The organism is Rasiella rasia (assembly GCF_011044175.1).
GTDB lineage: Bacteria > Bacteroidota > Bacteroidia > Flavobacteriales > Flavobacteriaceae > Marinirhabdus > Marinirhabdus rasia.
Window position 1 is genome coordinate 2,464,822 of record NZ_CP049057.1, and the last position, 16,525, is coordinate 2,481,346.

At 37.3% G+C, this 16,525-nt stretch carries 9 protein-coding genes; 6 read left to right on the forward strand and 3 right to left on the reverse strand.

Features of this window, described 5'->3' with window-relative positions; translation table 11 throughout:
* Positions 1-292: 292 nt before the first annotated feature.
* Positions 293-3,139: a carboxypeptidase regulatory-like domain-containing protein gene (locus tag G5B37_RS11125; RefSeq protein ID WP_164680104.1), complete on the forward strand. Its 2,847-nt coding sequence runs from the start codon at positions 293-295 to the stop codon at positions 3,137-3,139.
* Between the two features lie 18 nt (positions 3,140-3,157).
* Positions 3,158-5,335, forward strand: a complete 2,178-nt coding sequence (locus G5B37_RS11130) for a DUF5689 domain-containing protein (RefSeq protein ID WP_164680105.1) — start codon at positions 3,158-3,160, stop codon at positions 5,333-5,335.
* Positions 5,336-5,594: 259 nt separating this feature from the next.
* On the opposite strand, the gene G5B37_RS11135 is transcribed toward G5B37_RS11130, so the two are convergent.
* The 3 genes from G5B37_RS11135 to G5B37_RS11145 are packed head-to-tail and all read right to left on the reverse strand — an operon-like array spanning position 5,595 to position 10,861.
* A complete protein-coding gene (locus G5B37_RS11135; RefSeq protein ID WP_164680106.1) occupies positions 5,595-6,908 on the reverse strand; it encodes a sugar MFS transporter in 1,314 nt (437 codons plus the stop codon).
* A gap of 7 nt (positions 6,909-6,915) precedes the next feature.
* Positions 6,916-7,923: an isoaspartyl peptidase/L-asparaginase family protein gene (locus G5B37_RS11140; RefSeq protein ID WP_164680107.1), complete on the reverse strand. Its 1,008-nt coding sequence runs from the start codon at positions 7,921-7,923 to the stop codon at positions 6,916-6,918.
* A 1-nt stretch (position 7,924) separates the two neighbouring features.
* Positions 7,925-10,861, reverse strand: a complete 2,937-nt coding sequence (locus G5B37_RS11145) for a GH92 family glycosyl hydrolase (RefSeq protein ID WP_164680108.1) — start codon at positions 10,859-10,861, stop codon at positions 7,925-7,927.
* Between the two features lie 196 nt (positions 10,862-11,057).
* On the opposite strand from G5B37_RS11145, the gene G5B37_RS11150 reads away from it, so the two are divergent.
* The 4 genes from G5B37_RS11150 (at position 11,058) to G5B37_RS11165 (ending at position 16,502) form a co-directional block, all read left to right on the forward strand.
* Entirely contained in the window at positions 11,058-11,606 is a 549-nt protein-coding gene (locus tag G5B37_RS11150; protein WP_164680109.1) for an RNA polymerase sigma factor, read from the forward strand.
* Positions 11,607-11,609: 3 nt separating this feature from the next.
* Entirely contained in the window at positions 11,610-12,353 is a 744-nt protein-coding gene (locus tag G5B37_RS11155) for a tetratricopeptide repeat protein (RefSeq protein ID WP_164680110.1), read from the forward strand.
* Between the two features lie 10 nt (positions 12,354-12,363).
* On the forward strand, positions 12,364-15,615 hold the full coding sequence (locus tag G5B37_RS11160) for a CHAT domain-containing protein (RefSeq protein ID WP_164680111.1): 3,252 nt from the start codon (positions 12,364-12,366) through the stop codon (positions 15,613-15,615).
* 260 nt (positions 15,616-15,875) lie between these two features.
* The gene (locus tag G5B37_RS11165) at positions 15,876-16,502 is read left to right on the forward strand and encodes a porin family protein (protein WP_164680112.1); all 627 of its coding nucleotides are present in this window, start codon (positions 15,876-15,878) and stop codon (positions 16,500-16,502) included.
* Positions 16,503-16,525: the final 23 nt, after the last annotated feature.

Below are 16,525 nucleotides of genomic sequence, written 5' to 3' on the forward strand. Positions count from 1 at the left end.
CCATTTTTGAAAGCATTTTAAAGGTAACGCCCCGCGTATAAAAATGCTAATAGGGAAACGTAGAATTCATGAATTCAAACCATTAACATTGTTTTTTCATATTATTTTTTTTGAATTACAGCAATTGAACTAGTAACTTTTCACTCTCTTAGTACATATGCTATTCTGCATATGTGATACTCCCAACTGTATATTTATTTGACACAATCGTAGTAATCACAAAAACTATAAGATTGCTAACTACGGGTTTCAGGTAAGTATATGTTATAAAAATAACAGCAATTCTGAAGCCATGGGAAAAATAATATTCAACATACTAAGCTGCTTCTTATTTAGCACTTTATCCTTTGCACAAGACACTGTAGTAAAAGGCAGAATAATCGATTCAGATTCTACAGAACCAGTTGCAGATGTTGATTTACAGGTGTTGGGAACGGTTTTCAACGCCACTTCGGATGCGCAAGGATTTTTTGAAATTTCAGATATAAACTTACCGTTGGGAGAACAAGTGTTGGAAGTTTCTAAACCTGGTTATCTCAGCAGACGCATACGTATTATTATTGTAAAGGGTAATTCTATCAATCTCAATCCTATACTATTTGAAATAGATCTTTCAGAAATTGAAGCTCAAATAGGGATTATTAGTTTAAGCGATAATGAACTTAACCAAGATGAAGGTGTGGCATTTAATATTTCAGGATTACTCCAAGCGTCTCGCGATGTGTTTTTAAATGCCGCTGCCTTCGACTTTAGTTCTACGTTTTTTAGACCGAGAGGGTTAGATAATGCAAATGGAAAAGTACTCATTAATGGTATCGAGATGAATAAGCTGTTTAATGGTCGTCCACAATGGGGTAATTGGGGAGGCTTAAACGACGTACAGCGCAACCGAGAATTCTCTATGGGTCTCACTCCCAACGAATACACCTTTGGGGACCTAGCAGGAACAACTAACATTATAATGAGAGCTTCTCAATATAGGCAAGGGGGTCGGGTGTCATATGCAATGGCTAATCGCAGTTACGAAGGTCGAGTGATGGGTTCGTATAACAGTGGTTTATCGTTAAAGGGATGGGCGTACTCTGTGCTAGTGTCTAGAAGATTTGGTGACCAAGGGTTTGTAGAAGGAACACCATACGATGCTAACTCCTTCTTTGCCTCTGTAGAAAAGAAAATTAGCGAAACGCACAGTTTCAACCTTAGTACATTTTACACGCCTAACAGAAGAGGACGTTCTACAGCGCTTACCCAAGAAGTTATCGATCTAAAGGGAATTCATTACAACCCTAATTGGGGATTTCAGAATGGTACGGTTCGCAATAGCCGCATACGAGAAATTGAAGAGCCTGTGATTATGTTGAATCATTATTGGACTGGCAGCAATACAACCATTAATACAAATATTGGCTATCAGTTTGGCAAGGTTGGCACAACCCGTATAGACAACGGAGGAACTCGATTGATTACAGTAAATGGAGAAGAGGCATATATTGGAGGCGCACGAAATCCGTTAAGCAACTATTATCAGAGGTTGCCGAGTTTTTTTCTTCAAGACGAAAATCCAACCGCATATAACTATCAGCAGGCATTTTTAGCGCAACAGGAATTTATAAATAACGGACAGTTAAATTGGGCTGAACTCTACGAAGCAAATACCAATGCATCAAATAGTAGCAATGGAGGAAATTCGCTTTATGTACTACAAGAAGATCGTACAGACGATACCCAAATTACTGTGAATAGTATTTTGTCTAGTCAACTTTCAGATAAAGTAATACTAAACGGAAATATTAATTATCGCACCTTAAGAAGTGAAAATTTTGCAGCCTTGAAAGACCTGTTGGGAGGCACAGGTTACTTAGACGTAGATTTCTTTGCTGAAGATGAAGAAGACATTATTCTTGGTGATATTGCGCAAAGCGATTTACGTAATCGAAACAGAATTGTACAGGAAGGAGAACGTTATAAATACAATTATGAATTAACAGCCACTGTATTCTCAGGTTTTGCTCAGGCTCAGTTTAAGTACAATAGGGTAGATATGTATATTAGTGCCACTGGTGGCCAAACGAAGTATCAACGTAATGGGCTGTATGAAAATGGAAACTATCCTGGAGCGCTCTCATTTGGCGGTAGTGAGCAGCTAAATTTTACCAATTTCGGTTTAAAAGGAGGTGCTACCTATAAAGTTACAGGGCGACACTTAGTAGATTTTAATGCCGGATATTTTACCAAACCACCAACCTTACGAAATAGTTTTAGCAATGCACGCCAAACAAACAATGTAACAATTGGTTTGACAGAGGCAATATATCAGAGTGCCGATGTAAGTTATATCTACCGTTCGCCACTCGTGAAATCTAGACTTACAGCATATTATGTAGGCGCTTCAAACTTATCGGAAATTGGTTTCTATTTTACCGAAAACCTTACGGGTATTGGCCAAGGAGAAAGTGCTTTTGTACAAGAAATTCTCAACGGAATTGAAACCAGAAACACCGGAGTAGAGTTTGGTTTAGAAGGTCAGGTTACACCAACGCTAACTATTAAAAGCGCAGCTTCTGTTGGCCAGAATATTTATATGAATAATCCAAATCTATACCTCACTAGTGACGATTTTGAAGATGCCCTTCGTTTTGGTGATGGAACCGCTAAGCTAAAAAATTATCACATAGCTTCCGGCCCAGAACGAGCGTATCAAATTGGTTTGGATTACAGAGATCCTAAATTTTGGTGGGTAGGCGCTACGGTTAACTACTTCTCGAATGCTTATATAGACAGTAACAATTTAGCTAGGACCGATAATTTTAGTCAAGATTTTGACGGACAAACATTTAGCGACTATAATGAGGACGAAGCTCGTACACTTTTACAACAAGAAGAATTTGACGATTACTTTTTAGTGAATGTGGTGGGAGGAAAGTCTTGGCGAATAAAAAGTTACTATGTTGGATTTTTTGCCACAGTAAACAATGTGCTAGACCAAACATATAAAACTGGCGGGTTTGAGCAAGGCAGATTATCTAATTACAGAGACCTTAAGGAAGATGCCTCCAGAAAACACGGAAGAATTTTTGGGCCTCGCTATTTCTTCGGAAATGGAACAACCTACTACCTAAATTTTTATATAAGATTCTAGTACTAAATACAACATACCATGAAACATTTTAAACCATATATACTGTTTTTGTCGCTCCTTGCAATAGGTATAACAGTTTCTTGCGTGCAAGACGACCAGTTTGATTTGCCAGAAACAACAATACTAGATCCCGAACTTAATGGAGAAATTGTTAGTATAGCGAGTGTGCAAGCTGCATATCTACAAGCTGTCATGGCAGGAGAGACTACGTTTACATTCGAAGGTACCAATACTTTTATGAGCGGTTTCGTAATTTCTAACGATGAAGGAGGTAACTTTTTTGAAGAAATTGTCATGCAAGACGTTACAAAAGACCCCAAAGCGGGTATTAAGGTTTTAATAGATGTTAATCCGCTATTCACCAAATATGAAGTTGGACGTAAAGTTTTTATTAAACTAGACGGTCTAACTGTAGGGGAAGACAGCGGCGTTATTACCTTAGGTGCTTTAGGCGAGTGTGGTGTTACCAAGATTTCGGCACCAACCGAAGATGCGTATATTATTCGTTCTTCGGAAAAGGATACGATTATTCCAACTGTCAAAACTATTAGCGAAATAACATACAATGATCTCAATACCTTAATACAATTGCCAAATGCTCAGTTTGCCGAAAGTGATATAGATCTTAGTTTTTCGAATGAGCCAGGTGATGAGTTTGATGGCGATCGTACCATCGAGAGTTGCAGCGCAGATGGTGGGTCCATACTGTTTCAAACAAGCACCTTTGCAGATTTTAAGGGTATAAATCTTCCAGACGGTTCAGGATCATTAACGGCCGTTCTTTCTAAGACGTTCTTCGGTGATGCCTACGCATTAAATGTAAGGACTCCAGAAGATATAAATTTTGACAGTACAGACCGTTGCGAACCTAAATTTCTAGACCCAAATATTGAAGCTACAACTACATTTGCGGCTGTACGTGCAAGATTGCTACAAGCAGGAGGATATGCCGCGTTTGGAACCGATGAAGAGCCACTAATTATAGAAGGATATAATGTCTCAAGTGATGAGCAAGGAAATTTCTTCGATGAAATATTTTTACAAAACACCCCAGCAACGGAAGATTTAGGTCCCAACAATCCAAGGATGGGCGTACGGGTTATTGTGGATAAGAATGATATCTATCAATTATTTCCTGTAGGCAGAAAAGTGTACGTTAAGTTGAATGGTTTGGCAGTTGCCGAAAATGCTGGAATACTAACAATAGGGCTTCAGAATGTATCTCAGATCGAGAAAATTCCTGAAGCAGTTTTGGGAGATTTTGTCATTGGTGGACAAGAAGTTGAAGAGATTCAGCCTTTAATTACTTCAGTTGAAAACCTAAACGAAGACGATTTGAATACGCTCGTTCAACTAGAGAATATGCAGTTTACCTTTCAGCAATTAGGATTTACGTACGCGGGAGAACCCATAGATAATTTTGATGGTGAGCGTAGCTTAGAAAGTTGCGACGAAACAGGTGATATAAGGTTGTTCACAAGCACCTTTGCAAATTTTAAATCTTCTATTCTAGATCCAGATTCAGGAACAATTACAGCAATTTATTCGAACGATTTCTTCGCAGAAGAGCAAATTTTAACCATTCGCGACTTAGCTGATATTAACTTTAGTGGCAATCGTTGTGATCCGCCGATGGTAGACTGTGGTCTTGCTAGTACAGTTGGGTCTAACCAATTGTTTTCAGATTTTTTTGAATCACAAAGTACAGGAGAGCCAATTTCTGGTAATGGCTGGACTAATTTTATAGAGGCAGGAACAGAAACATGGGAAGCCTACGAAGAAAGTGGGAGCAATGCCTCTCTAGGGATTTCTGCGCACATGGGGTCCTTCAATTCTGGAGACACCATGTCTATTGGCTGGCTCATTACCCCACCGATTAATTTTGATGCGCAGAAGGGTGAAACGCTAACGTTTAAAACGTCTAACAGTTTTTCTGATGGAAGTGAGTTAGAAGTCCTATTTTCTAACAATTGGGATGGAACTATAGCAACCATTACAACAGCCACCTGGGGAAGTCTGAGTGCTGCGGTTGTAGTTGAGGATAACACCTATTTTGGTGATTGGGTTCCATCAGGCAATGTGAGCTTAGATTGTATAGATGGTATAGGCTATATAGCTTTTAGATATGTAGGTAGTGGAGAAGAAGCATTTGATGGAACATACGAGCTAGACGAGATAGTAATTAACTCCAATTAAACGAGCATTCATTTGTATAGTATTAGCTGTTCGCGAGAGCAGCTTTTTTTCTGCGGAAACTTTAGTAAATTGATTGCATTTTATTGAAAATATAAACGGGCTAAAACTGAAAATAGAAAAGCCACCACAGATGTGATGACTTTTCGCCCCAAATTTGATCGACACCCTAGGGTATCAACCTACTTATGTATCGCAAAGCTATGAAAAAAACACGGTGTAAAAAGTAGGAAAATTCTGAATTACAAGAAAATACGTATTTCTACGTAGTCTGTAACAAGTTTATTCTCTGCTTTTTATATCCAAAATACAGAATATATAAGTAACAGGCGATTATAAAAAGGAAAGCAAATTTAAAACCGATGGTATCAGCAAGATAACCATAAATAGGAGGGACTATTGCACCACCAAAAATTGCAGTACAAAGCAAACCAGATGCTTGTGGTTTTAAATCGCCTAGGCCTTCAAGTGTAAGTGTAAAAATTGTAGGAAACATAATAGAATTAAAAAGACCAACAGCTAAAATAGACCACATTGCTGTTAAGCCTGATGAACTCATGGAAACAACAATCATAAAAATTGCTAGTCCAGCAAAAATTGCAAGCACCTTTCCCGGTTTAATTAGTCTAGTTAGTACGGCACCAACAAATCTACCTATCATAGCACCACCCCAATAAAGAAATACGAACGCGCCAACAATTGCTTTTGCATCTACCGCGCCAATATCACCAAGCATATTGGTTGCAATACTAGTTGTAAAGCTATTTTCTAAAATTACAGGTGCCAAATTCATATCTTGAAAATAGAGTACAAGAAAACTTCCAATAGCTACTTCTGCACCAACATAGAGAAATATTCCTAAAACTCCCATAAGCGCAATCTTTTTGCGCAATAATTTTAAATATCCTCCTTTGGGACTCTTTTCTAAAATTTTTGGAAGTTTTATAAACAGAAAAACCAGCGCTAAAATTCCAATACAGGCTGCTAACAGTAAGAACGGAGATGAAACTGCGGCTGCTTCGGCAACATAGTATTCTTTTTGAGCAGTTTCAGAAAGAGCAGCTAGAGCTTCAGAAGACATTATAGTATCACTCAATAAAAATGATGCTCCTATTATTGGGGCAATTGTAGTTCCAACAGAATTAAATGCCTGCGCTAAATTAAGTCTGCTCGACGCTCCACTTTCACTTCCTAAAACCGCAACATAGGGATTAGCGGCTACTTGAAGAATGGTAATTCCTGCAGCAAGTGTAAAATAACCCACGATAAACACAAAAAAGATACGCTCACTAGCAGCAGGAGAAAATAATACACAACCAATAGCCATAACGGCTAAGCCTAGAATAATTCCCTTTTTATAACCTATTTTCGACAACAACCAACCTGCGGGTACTGAGAAAAAAAAGTAAGCTCCAAAAAAAGCAAACTGTACTAAAACTGCTTGAAAATTTGAAAGTTCAAATACATCTTTTAAACGCGGAATTAAACTATCTACCAATACCGTAATAAAACCCCACAAAAAGAACAAGAGGGTGACTATTATAAAAGCGGAGGTATATTTTTTCTTGCTGGTCATATAAAAGCTAAGATGGTTTGTGGTAGAAATTTACAGGGACTTCAATATTCTTTTTGTCTTGGTATTTCATCATTGAAAAGCCTTCGTGAATACAGTATGCACCAGTTTCACCGGCTTTATTCATGGCGATATACGCAATTTGAAAATCTTTATACTTGTTGTTTTTTGAGACAATACGCCTAATCGCCTCTTCGCAAGCTTCTTGTGGACTCATTCCGTTTCGCATAAGTTCTACAATTAAAAAGCTACCTACAGTTTTTACTACTTCCTCGCCCATTCCTGTGGCAACCGCACCACCAACTTCATTATCGAGAAATAAACCACTCCCAATAATAGGACTATCGCCCACACGCCCTTTCATCTTGTAGGAGAGTCCGCTGGTTGTGCATGCACCAGCTAGGTCACCATTTTTATCCATTGTAAGCATTCCAATGGTGTCATGATTTTCGATATTGATTAGTGGTTTATATTCAGGACTTTTAAGCCACTCTTGCCATGCCTTTTCAGATTCGGCGGTAAGCAAATTTTCAGATTCAAAACCTTTTAGAGTGGCAAATTCTTCGGCTCCTTCACCTACCAATATTACATGAGGAGTTTCTTCCATCACCTTTCTAGCAAGGGCTGCTACATGACTAGTACTAGAAACTGCCATTACTGCGCCACAATCACCATTTGTTGCCATTACACAGGCGTCTAGTGTTACATTTCCTTCTCTATCTGGAGCGCCTCCTTTACCTACGGTAGTGTTTTTTAGATTTTGTTCTTCAACAGAAACACCTTCTATTACGGCATCTAGAGCTAGTTTCCCTGCTTCTAAGGCTTCTCCTGCGACTTGGTTGGCATTGGTGAATTTCCAAGTACAAATTGCTAGAGGTAATTTAGGGGAACTTTTTGTCATAGGTGTTTTTTCTTCGGAAGGGTTTTTAGTTTTATCTGTACATGACAATGCGCTTATGGCAAAAGTAGCTCCCACAGCTCCGGCAGCAGTATTTCTTATAAATTTTCTTCGTTTCATGTTAGTCAATTTCAATCTCGTCTACAAAAATCCATGCCTTCCCGTTAAATGGATGCCCTAGGTGCCATTTGGGCAAATCTCCTAAGTTCTTAGCAACGATTTTAATATAGCGCGCACTATAATTATTCATGTTAAAGGTGACGGTTTTGACTTCCGAATCTTCAGAAGGTTTAGCCGCGTTAATGGTTTGCTTTGGCAGGTTCTTATAGAAATTTTTAGGAGTATCAGACACAAAGCAGGAAATTTCCGTAGGATAGAAAATCCAACTACGTTGATCTTGCAGAAAACTCACCTTAATATCTTGTATAGGCTTCACCTTTCCTAAATCTATAATTGCAACTACATCTGTATCTTGATAACCTTGCCACATTCCTGTTCTAAAATCTTTGCTTCCTCGCATCCCATCTATTAATGCATTGTCTCCACCGGCATTATACTGGTTGGCATAATTGGTTTCTAGCCGAATACTTATATCGGGATCTATTTTATAGAAATTTGTGAGTAGGGTATCGCTAAAAACACCACTGGTATTTTTCGCAAAAGTTTTTAAAGAGGCCTTATTTTTAATTTTAAAGGGCTTTTCGTACTTTTTAAAATCGGTATTACCTAAACTATAAAACACTTCATTATTCTCGCCAATGGTACTCAAAGTAATTTCTGTTTCTGTTTTAAACGCTATAGCTCCTTTTTTAATAAAAGGCACAGGCACAATTAATGATTCGGAAATTTTAGTACTTGGGACTTCAGAATCTTTTGTTCCCCAAGTAGAAGGTGTGGAGCTCATTTCGAAAACCAGCGTACCTCCTGCAATAATTTCGTCATGGGTGATATAAGAGCGATTTAATGGTTGGTTATTTAGCGTAGCCGAATTAATATAAATAGCGGTTTCAGAAATGCCATTAGCTACAATTGTAAATTGCTTATCATTTTCTAAATTAATTGTCGATTTTTCAAATAAAGGTGCTCCAATTATATAGGTACTACTTCCTGGAGTAACCGGATAAAAGCCTAAAGAACTAAAAATGTACCAAGCGCTCATTTGTCCGCAATCTTCATTTCCTGAAATTCCTTCTGGAGAATTGGTATACAGTGTAGTTAAAATTTGATGTGTTAGTTCTTGAGTTCGTTGTGGGTTATTTACAAAATTATAAAGGTATGCTATATGGTGACTTGGTTCGTTGCCATGGGCGTATTGCCCAATAAGCCCTGTTATGTCTGCTTGATTTCTACCAGAAGTTTCGGTTTTTGCCGAAAATAAATTGTCAAGGTGCGTTTTAAATTTTTGCTTACCCCCCATTAAATCGATCATTCCTGAAATATCTTGAGGTGCATAGAGGCTATATTGCCATGCGTTTGCCTCTGTGTAGTTAAAATTTACTTCAAACGGGTCGAACGGACCAAACCAGGTATTGTTAAATCGTCCTTGAAAAAAATTGGTTTCAGGGTTAAAAAGGTTCTTGTAATGCTGTGCCCGCTTAGTATACGTTTGGTAATCTTCTGTTTTGCCCATTTTTTTTGCCATTTGAGCAATGGTCCAATCGTCGTAAGCATATTCTAGCGTTTTTGATACACTTTCGCTTTCTTCTTCTACAGGGATAAAACCATATTCTTTATACGACTGTAGCCCGAGGTGGTTTTGCATGGCACTATGTTTCATTGCTTTAAGTGCCGTTTCGGCATTAAAACCATCAATTCCTTTTAGGTAAGCATCTGCAATTACCGGAATACCGTGGTACCCAATCATACAACCTGTGTAATTTGCACTAAGATCCCAAATGGGGATAATACCTCCTTCTTTATATTTGGCAAGCATAGTCTTTACAAAATCTGTAGTTCGGTCTTGTTCAATAATCGTGTAAAGAGGGTGCGCGGCTCGATAGGTGTCCCATAGAGAAAATACGGTGTAATATTTAAAATCGTTGGTTTCATGAATTTTTAAGTCCATACCACGATAGCGACCATCTATATCTTGATAGCTATTTGGGGCTATCATGGTGTGATAGAGTGAGGTGTAGAAATTAACTTTATAGTCGTAATTGCTACTTTCTACAATTATTTTTTCGAGCTGTTTTTCCCATATTTCGTTTGCCTCCGTCTTGATTTGATTAAACGTTTTATCAGCAAGCTCTGTTTCCCTATTATTTTTCGCACCTTCTATATCTACTGCCGAAATTCCTACGGAAATATAAATGGGTTCGTTGTTAGGATTTATAAACTGAAGGGCGGCACGTTGCGCGCCAGGTTCTCCATACGTCGGAGGCGACTGAAGCATATCTTCAAAAGGATGAGAGGTTTTTATGCTAAAAAAGAGACGTTGATCTACGGCCCATGCCTCTGAGTGTCTATAACCCTGAATTTCTGTGTTTGAAACAATTTCAATGGTAGCGTCTAAAACTTTGTCACGGTGAATTAGGTCTAACATCACTACCTGTTCTTGCGCCGAAGGGAATTGATATTTGTGCATGCCAGTTCTTTCGGTTACAGTAAGTTCAACTTCAATATTTGTGTCATCTAAATGTACTTTATAATAACCAGGGCTAGCATCTTCGCGATCGTGAGAAAAAGTAGATCCATAGCCAGGTTCACCATCTGCCCCATTGTTGAAGTTTATTTTATTGGTAGGCATGAGCAAAATATCGCCATAATCACTTACACCAGTACCACTTAAATGAGTGTGGGAAAAACCATAAATATAATCGTCGCTGTAATGATACCCGCTGCAACCGTCCCAACCATCTAGACGCGTATCTGGACTTAATTGTACCATACCAAAAGGAGTAGTAGCGCCAGGGTAGGTGTGCCCATGCCCACCTGTACCTATAAAGGTATTTACGTAAGATGTGAGCGAGGTATCTTTTTTTGCCGAAGTTATAGCTGGAGGCGTAGTACAACTAATGAGAACCATGCTAAAAAGAAGAAAGGCAGCAATTTTATTCATTGGGTTGTTTTGTGTCTGAAAAGATACGAAACCTTTTGAAGAGGGACTTACATCTTAAAGCTAGTTTTTGTGATGACAATTGTAAAATTATTTCGATGGTATACTAAAGGAGCTGAAAACCAAAGCCGTTTGTTGTTTTAGAATAAAATAATGTAACTTTCCGCTAGCTACACAATAGATGGGGGAAATAAAACATATGTTGGAGCAACAACAACTGGTTGATGCATTAAAAAACAATGATGAGCAGGTGCTGCGGGACTTATATGTTGGTAATTTCAGGAAAACAGAAGCATTTATTCTAAAAAACAATGGTACTTCAGCCCAAGCAAAAGATATTTTTCAAGAAGCCATTATGGCAACGTGGCAGAACGTGAGATTAGATAAATTTAAACCTAACTCTAAATCTGCTTTGCAAGGCTATTTGTACACCATTGCTAAGAATAAATGGTTAGACCATGTGCGATCTGCGCAATATAAAAAGACGAAATCTATTGAAAACAGCATGTTTTTGGAAAATGATGAGATGATTGAAGAACATACAGAAAAAGAACAAAGGCTACATACCATTGAACAAAATTTCGAAAAACTCGGAGAAGAATGTCGCGAATTACTAAAGCAATTTTATTATCAGAAGAAAAGCTTAAGAGAAATTGCTGCAGGCTATAATATAGGAGAGGCTTCTGCACGTAATAAAAAATATAGATGTATCAATAAGCTTAAAGCTTTAGTAGGCGCTCCAAAGTAACTTATGAATTTAAATAAAAACATATCTGAAGAAAATTTCAACCGTATAGACCGCTATTTGGGAGATTTTATGCCTAAGGAGGAACGAATTTCTTTTGAAAAAGAATTGAAAACAACCCCATCCTTACAATTTGCTTTGGAAGAACTAAAAGAGCTGGAAGAAGGGGTGGAACGTGCATTGTTGAAACAAAAATTAAACGATTTTCACGCAGAATTGCCAGCAGAAGATAATGCTCTGAAAAGGCTTGAACAATCGACAAGAAGTAACCGCTCTGTTTGGTATGCTGTTGCCGCCGTCTTCGTGATTGCCATGGGAGTGCTTTGGGTATATTCTTCTGAACCTACAAACGAGAAACTTTTTGCAAAGTATTTTACTCCAGACCCTGGGTTACCTACTGTGATGAGTACATCAAGTAATTACGATTTTTATGATGCCATGGTAGATTATAAAAGAGAAAATTACAGTATGGCCATTCAAAAATGGACATCGTTGCAAGCTATTAAACCCAATAACGATACCCTAAACTATTTTATAGGAGTGGCACAATTGGCGAACAAAAATGAAGCAGCAGCAATGATGTATCTTAAAAAAGTTTCAGACAATTCTCAGAATGTTTTTTATGCTGAAACCAACTTTTATTTAGGATTAGCACAATTACAAGCAAACGATATTGAGGCTGCTAAAAAAAGCTTTGGTAAGTCATCACTGCCTAAAAGTAAACTCATCTTAGAAGAAATTACAAAGTAAGACCTAGCTTATGAAACAACAACACTTATTAGGAAGACTACTATTTGTCTGTTGTTTTTTCTTTAATTCAGCTGAAATTTTTGCTCAAGAGACTCAGGATGAAAAAATAATAGATGTTTTCTTAAATGTAGAGAATGTTGCCAAAGCAGATTCGGTTTTACAAAAGCAGATTGCCTATTATGAAGGTAATAATGAATTAGATTCTTTATGTAAGTACCCGTATTATGTGGGTAAAATAGCTGCCTTAAAAACTACTTCTAAGAATGGGATAATCGTAGCCGAACAGTTTATCACAGAACTTGAGCACCATGTTAAGAACCATAAGTCGCTATCCAGAGGTTATGCTAATCTTTCATTATTATACGACGATCTAGGTGAAAACCAGAAATCTTACGATGTTTCAGTAAAAGCATTAACATCTATAACCAAATACAAAGATGCAACTCCAGAAGAAATAGGAAAAGCTCACTACAATGTAGGTTCTGTAGCACAAACCTTGGGTTATAACGACGAGGCAAAACAACGTTTTAGAGAAACAAAAAGATACTATGAAGGGTATTCAGAAACTTCTAAAGTTAATCTCTCTAAAATGTATAATGCCAATGCTGTTATGCATTACTTGAGCTCTAAATTAGATAGTGCAGAGCTATATTTTAAAAAGGCGTCGAAAGCAATAGAAAATGCAGAAGGAGATATGTATGAAAACTTGTTGGACGCAACGGTAATCAATTCGAATGTAATGCTAGTTCAATATACACAAGGAAATACTTCTGAAGCACTCAAAACACTAGAACAAGTAGTTAAAAATTATCATATCATACTTAAAAACATCAGTGACGAAAGTATGCGTACCAAAGTGATGCGGTATAACTCTAATGCGCTTTCCAATTTGGCGGTGATTTACAATGAAATAGGGAATGTAAGACGCGCGACAGAGGTTTTAGAATATACCTATGCAGATCGTAAGAAATTCCTAGAACCAACAGACCCATTTCTAATTAACATTTTGATACAAATGGGACAAAACCAAATAAGTCTTTTAAATTATGATGAAGCATTGGTATTCCTGCTGGAGGCAAAACAACTTTCAGATAAATCTACTGGACACAGTAATTATTGGAAAGCCGCAGGGCGATACGCCTTGGCTCTAGCATACAAAGGCAATAACGATCTTGTGTTAGCCGAAAAATATTTCAAAGAAGCTGAACCGCTTTTTCAGAATTCTTTGAAAGATGAATACGATGCAGAGTTTTTAGGATTTTTACGTGACAAGGCATTGTTTTTATCAGAGAAGGGAGAGATAAGTCCAGCGATTACCACTGCGTTTAAAGGGTATAATTATGTAAAAAATAACGAATCTACCAGTCTTATACTAGTAAAAGAAATCGAAAATGTAGCCACAGTTTATTACAATTTAGAAGATTATGAAGAAGCTCAGCAATGGGCACTCGATGGTATTACATTTTTAAATCAGCGCATTCAGGAAAGTAAAACAAGTATAGATTCTATACAAGTAGATTTTAGAAAGCCGGGCCTTATTCTCTTAGAAGCAAAAGCGGCATTTAAGCTTCAAAGCAAAAGAGATGTGCCCTTTTTAAGAAGCACACTTGAAAAATTGAATAATGCTACTGTAATTTTGGAGCGAAGAAAAACAATAAGCTACAGCGATGAGGCGATAACATTGTTGCTTAAAGACTATAAGTATTTAGTAGAATTTTCTAAAGAGGTACAAATTCAATTATTCGATTTAACAGGAGATGAGAGCTATTTAGATAAAGTAGTTAGCCTGCATGAATCTAGTCTTTATAACAGAATTCGCTCCCGATTAAATGTACAGCAAGATATTTCATTCTCTAATGTTTCAGCAGAAGTATTAGCACGAGAACAGTTGCTGAAAGAAAAAATGTCTAAATCCTTAGTAGAAAAGGATACGGTAGATGCTTCAATCAAAAAATATATATCGGCTTCCGATACCTTTGAAGTATTCCTAGATTCTCTTCGCGTCAATTTTCCGAAGTATTACCAAATGAGATATGCCACAATCGCCAAATCATTAGCGCAAGTACAACAAAATATTCCTGCAAATACCACCGTAGTTAGATATGTCTTTGTTGCTGAAAAATTATATGCCTTCGTCATTTCTAAAGAGCAAAAAACATGGGTTTCTTTACCCTTTTCTGAAAAAGATTCAAATATTATAAAACTTCTGGCTGCTGAGCTTAGCGAAAAGGAAACAACTGCACTTCTGCACCAATTATATAAGCAGTTGTGGCAACCAATTGCCCCTAAAATTTCTACTGAAAAGGTACTTGTAATTCCAGATGGCTCTTTATACAACGTAAGTTTTGAAAGTTTAACAACAGAACGGGTATCTACCTATAAAGAGGCTGTTGAGAAAAGCTTGCTAAATACATATGTGTTTTCGTATCACTTTAGTATGCTCTTGGTTAAGGATGAAAAGACTACCACTAATTTTAAGAAAAAGTTTGTAGCCTTTGCGCCAGAGTTTTCTAATGCCATGAAAAGTGACTACACACATGCAATTAGCGACTCCATTGTGCTGGATAAAAGCTATTTAACACTTTTGGCGCAACCCTTTACCATAGATTTAATTAATAAGTATTCAGAAAAATTTAAAGGGAAGAGCTACTTAAATCAAGCTGCTCAAAAAAATACATTTGTAGCAAATGCTGGGCACCACAAAATTATTCATATTGGCACTCATGCAGAATCTAACAACATTAGACCTTCACTTTCACGTCTTATTTTTGCTAAAGACATTGAACATGATAGCTTAATAAATAACAATTCGTTATACACCTATGAAATATACAATCACGACCTTGACGCAGATTTAACGGTGTTAACAGCATGCGAAACTGGGAAGCCAACCTATCAGTCTGGTGAGGGAATGATTTCACTTTCACATGCATTTACCTATGCGGGAAGTAAAAGTATTTTAACAAGTCTATGGGAAATAGATGAAAAATCTAGCGCAACTATTGTAGATTATTTTTATGAAAACCTGAGATCTGGGATGGATAAAGATGTTGCGCTTAAACAAGCAAAACTAGCATATTTGGCTACCGCAGAAGGCAGAACCCGAGCCCCTCAATATTGGGCGGGACTTATTTTAATTGGAGATACATCGCCTATTCATCTAGCGCCTGAAGATGCACTTTGGATTTGGATTGTTTCGATACTAGCATTATTGCTATTGCTTTTCTTTGTATTCCGAAGAAGAAATCGGCTGTCTTCGTAACATTTTGTAAAGCTTCCTAGGACTTCTGTCTTAAATGGAGTTCAGAATTGTCTTCCCCATTATTTTATAAACTACGTATCTCTTCACTTGTTTTTCAAAGTTTGATGACATTTTAATGTGTTTTCGATGTATTCATATAACGAGAATACGAACCACTTTAAAGCAGCATAGTATAAAATCCTTAAAATTATTCTTACGGTTTTATTATGGCTACAGTCTTTAAAGTTTCAGAAAATCTAAAACTATAAAAACAAACTATTATGAGAAAACTATGTATCGCGGTTATTGCACTTGTTTCAATGTTTCAAATTAACGCTCAAGAGGAGACTATTGAAATAGGAGCCAAAGCAGGCCTTAATTTTTCTTCCTTAACTGGTGATTTAGATGAAACAAAAGCAAGAACATCACTTCACCTTGGAGTAATGGTAGAAATACCTATGACCGAAAAGCTCTCAATACAACCTGAATTGTTGTTTTCAAGTCAAGGAGCAAAGACAGATGACACATCATTAATCTTTAGTTATCTAAATATTCCAGTTTTGGCAAAATATTATGTTACGGAGGAGTTAAGTATTGAAGCTGGTCCGCAATTTGGGTATTTACTTTCAGCCAAATTTGAGCTAGAAACACTTAATGATACAAACCCAAATCCTAATACTTCTGGTGAAAGCGCAAGTACAAAGGCAGCAGAAAAAGTTGATATCAAAGATGATGTTAAGTCTATAGATTTCGGGCTAAATATTGGACTTGGATACAAGATGGACAATGGGATCAATTTTGGAGCGCGGTATGCCTTAGGATTGGCCAATGTTAACGGAGTGGAAAACAGCGCTCAGAATTTTAAAAATGGGGTGTTTCAACTATCTGTAGGATATTTTTTCTTCTAATTACTACCAAAAACAGACCCAGA

What these genes read in the sequence shown, in the direction of transcription:
- G5B37_RS11125 (WP_164680104.1), top strand. Translation starts at nt 293, where the DNA reads ATGGGAAAAATAATATTCAACATACTAAGCTGCTTCTTATTTAGCACT.
- G5B37_RS11130 (WP_164680105.1), top strand. Translation starts at nt 3,158, where the DNA reads ATGAAACATTTTAAACCATATATACTGTTTTTGTCGCTCCTTGCAATA.
- G5B37_RS11135 (WP_164680106.1), bottom strand. Translation starts at nt 6,908, where the DNA reads ATGACCAGCAAGAAAAAATATACCTCCGCTTTTATAATAGTCACCCTC.
- G5B37_RS11140 (WP_164680107.1), bottom strand. Translation starts at nt 7,923, where the DNA reads ATGAAACGAAGAAAATTTATAAGAAATACTGCTGCCGGAGCTGTGGGA.
- G5B37_RS11145 (WP_164680108.1), bottom strand. Translation starts at nt 10,861, where the DNA reads ATGAATAAAATTGCTGCCTTTCTTCTTTTTAGCATGGTTCTCATTAGT.
- G5B37_RS11150 (WP_164680109.1), top strand. Translation starts at nt 11,058, where the DNA reads ATGTTGGAGCAACAACAACTGGTTGATGCATTAAAAAACAATGATGAG.
- G5B37_RS11155 (WP_164680110.1), top strand. Translation starts at nt 11,610, where the DNA reads ATGAATTTAAATAAAAACATATCTGAAGAAAATTTCAACCGTATAGAC.
- G5B37_RS11160 (WP_164680111.1), top strand. Translation starts at nt 12,364, where the DNA reads ATGAAACAACAACACTTATTAGGAAGACTACTATTTGTCTGTTGTTTT.
- G5B37_RS11165 (WP_164680112.1), top strand. Translation starts at nt 15,876, where the DNA reads ATGAGAAAACTATGTATCGCGGTTATTGCACTTGTTTCAATGTTTCAA.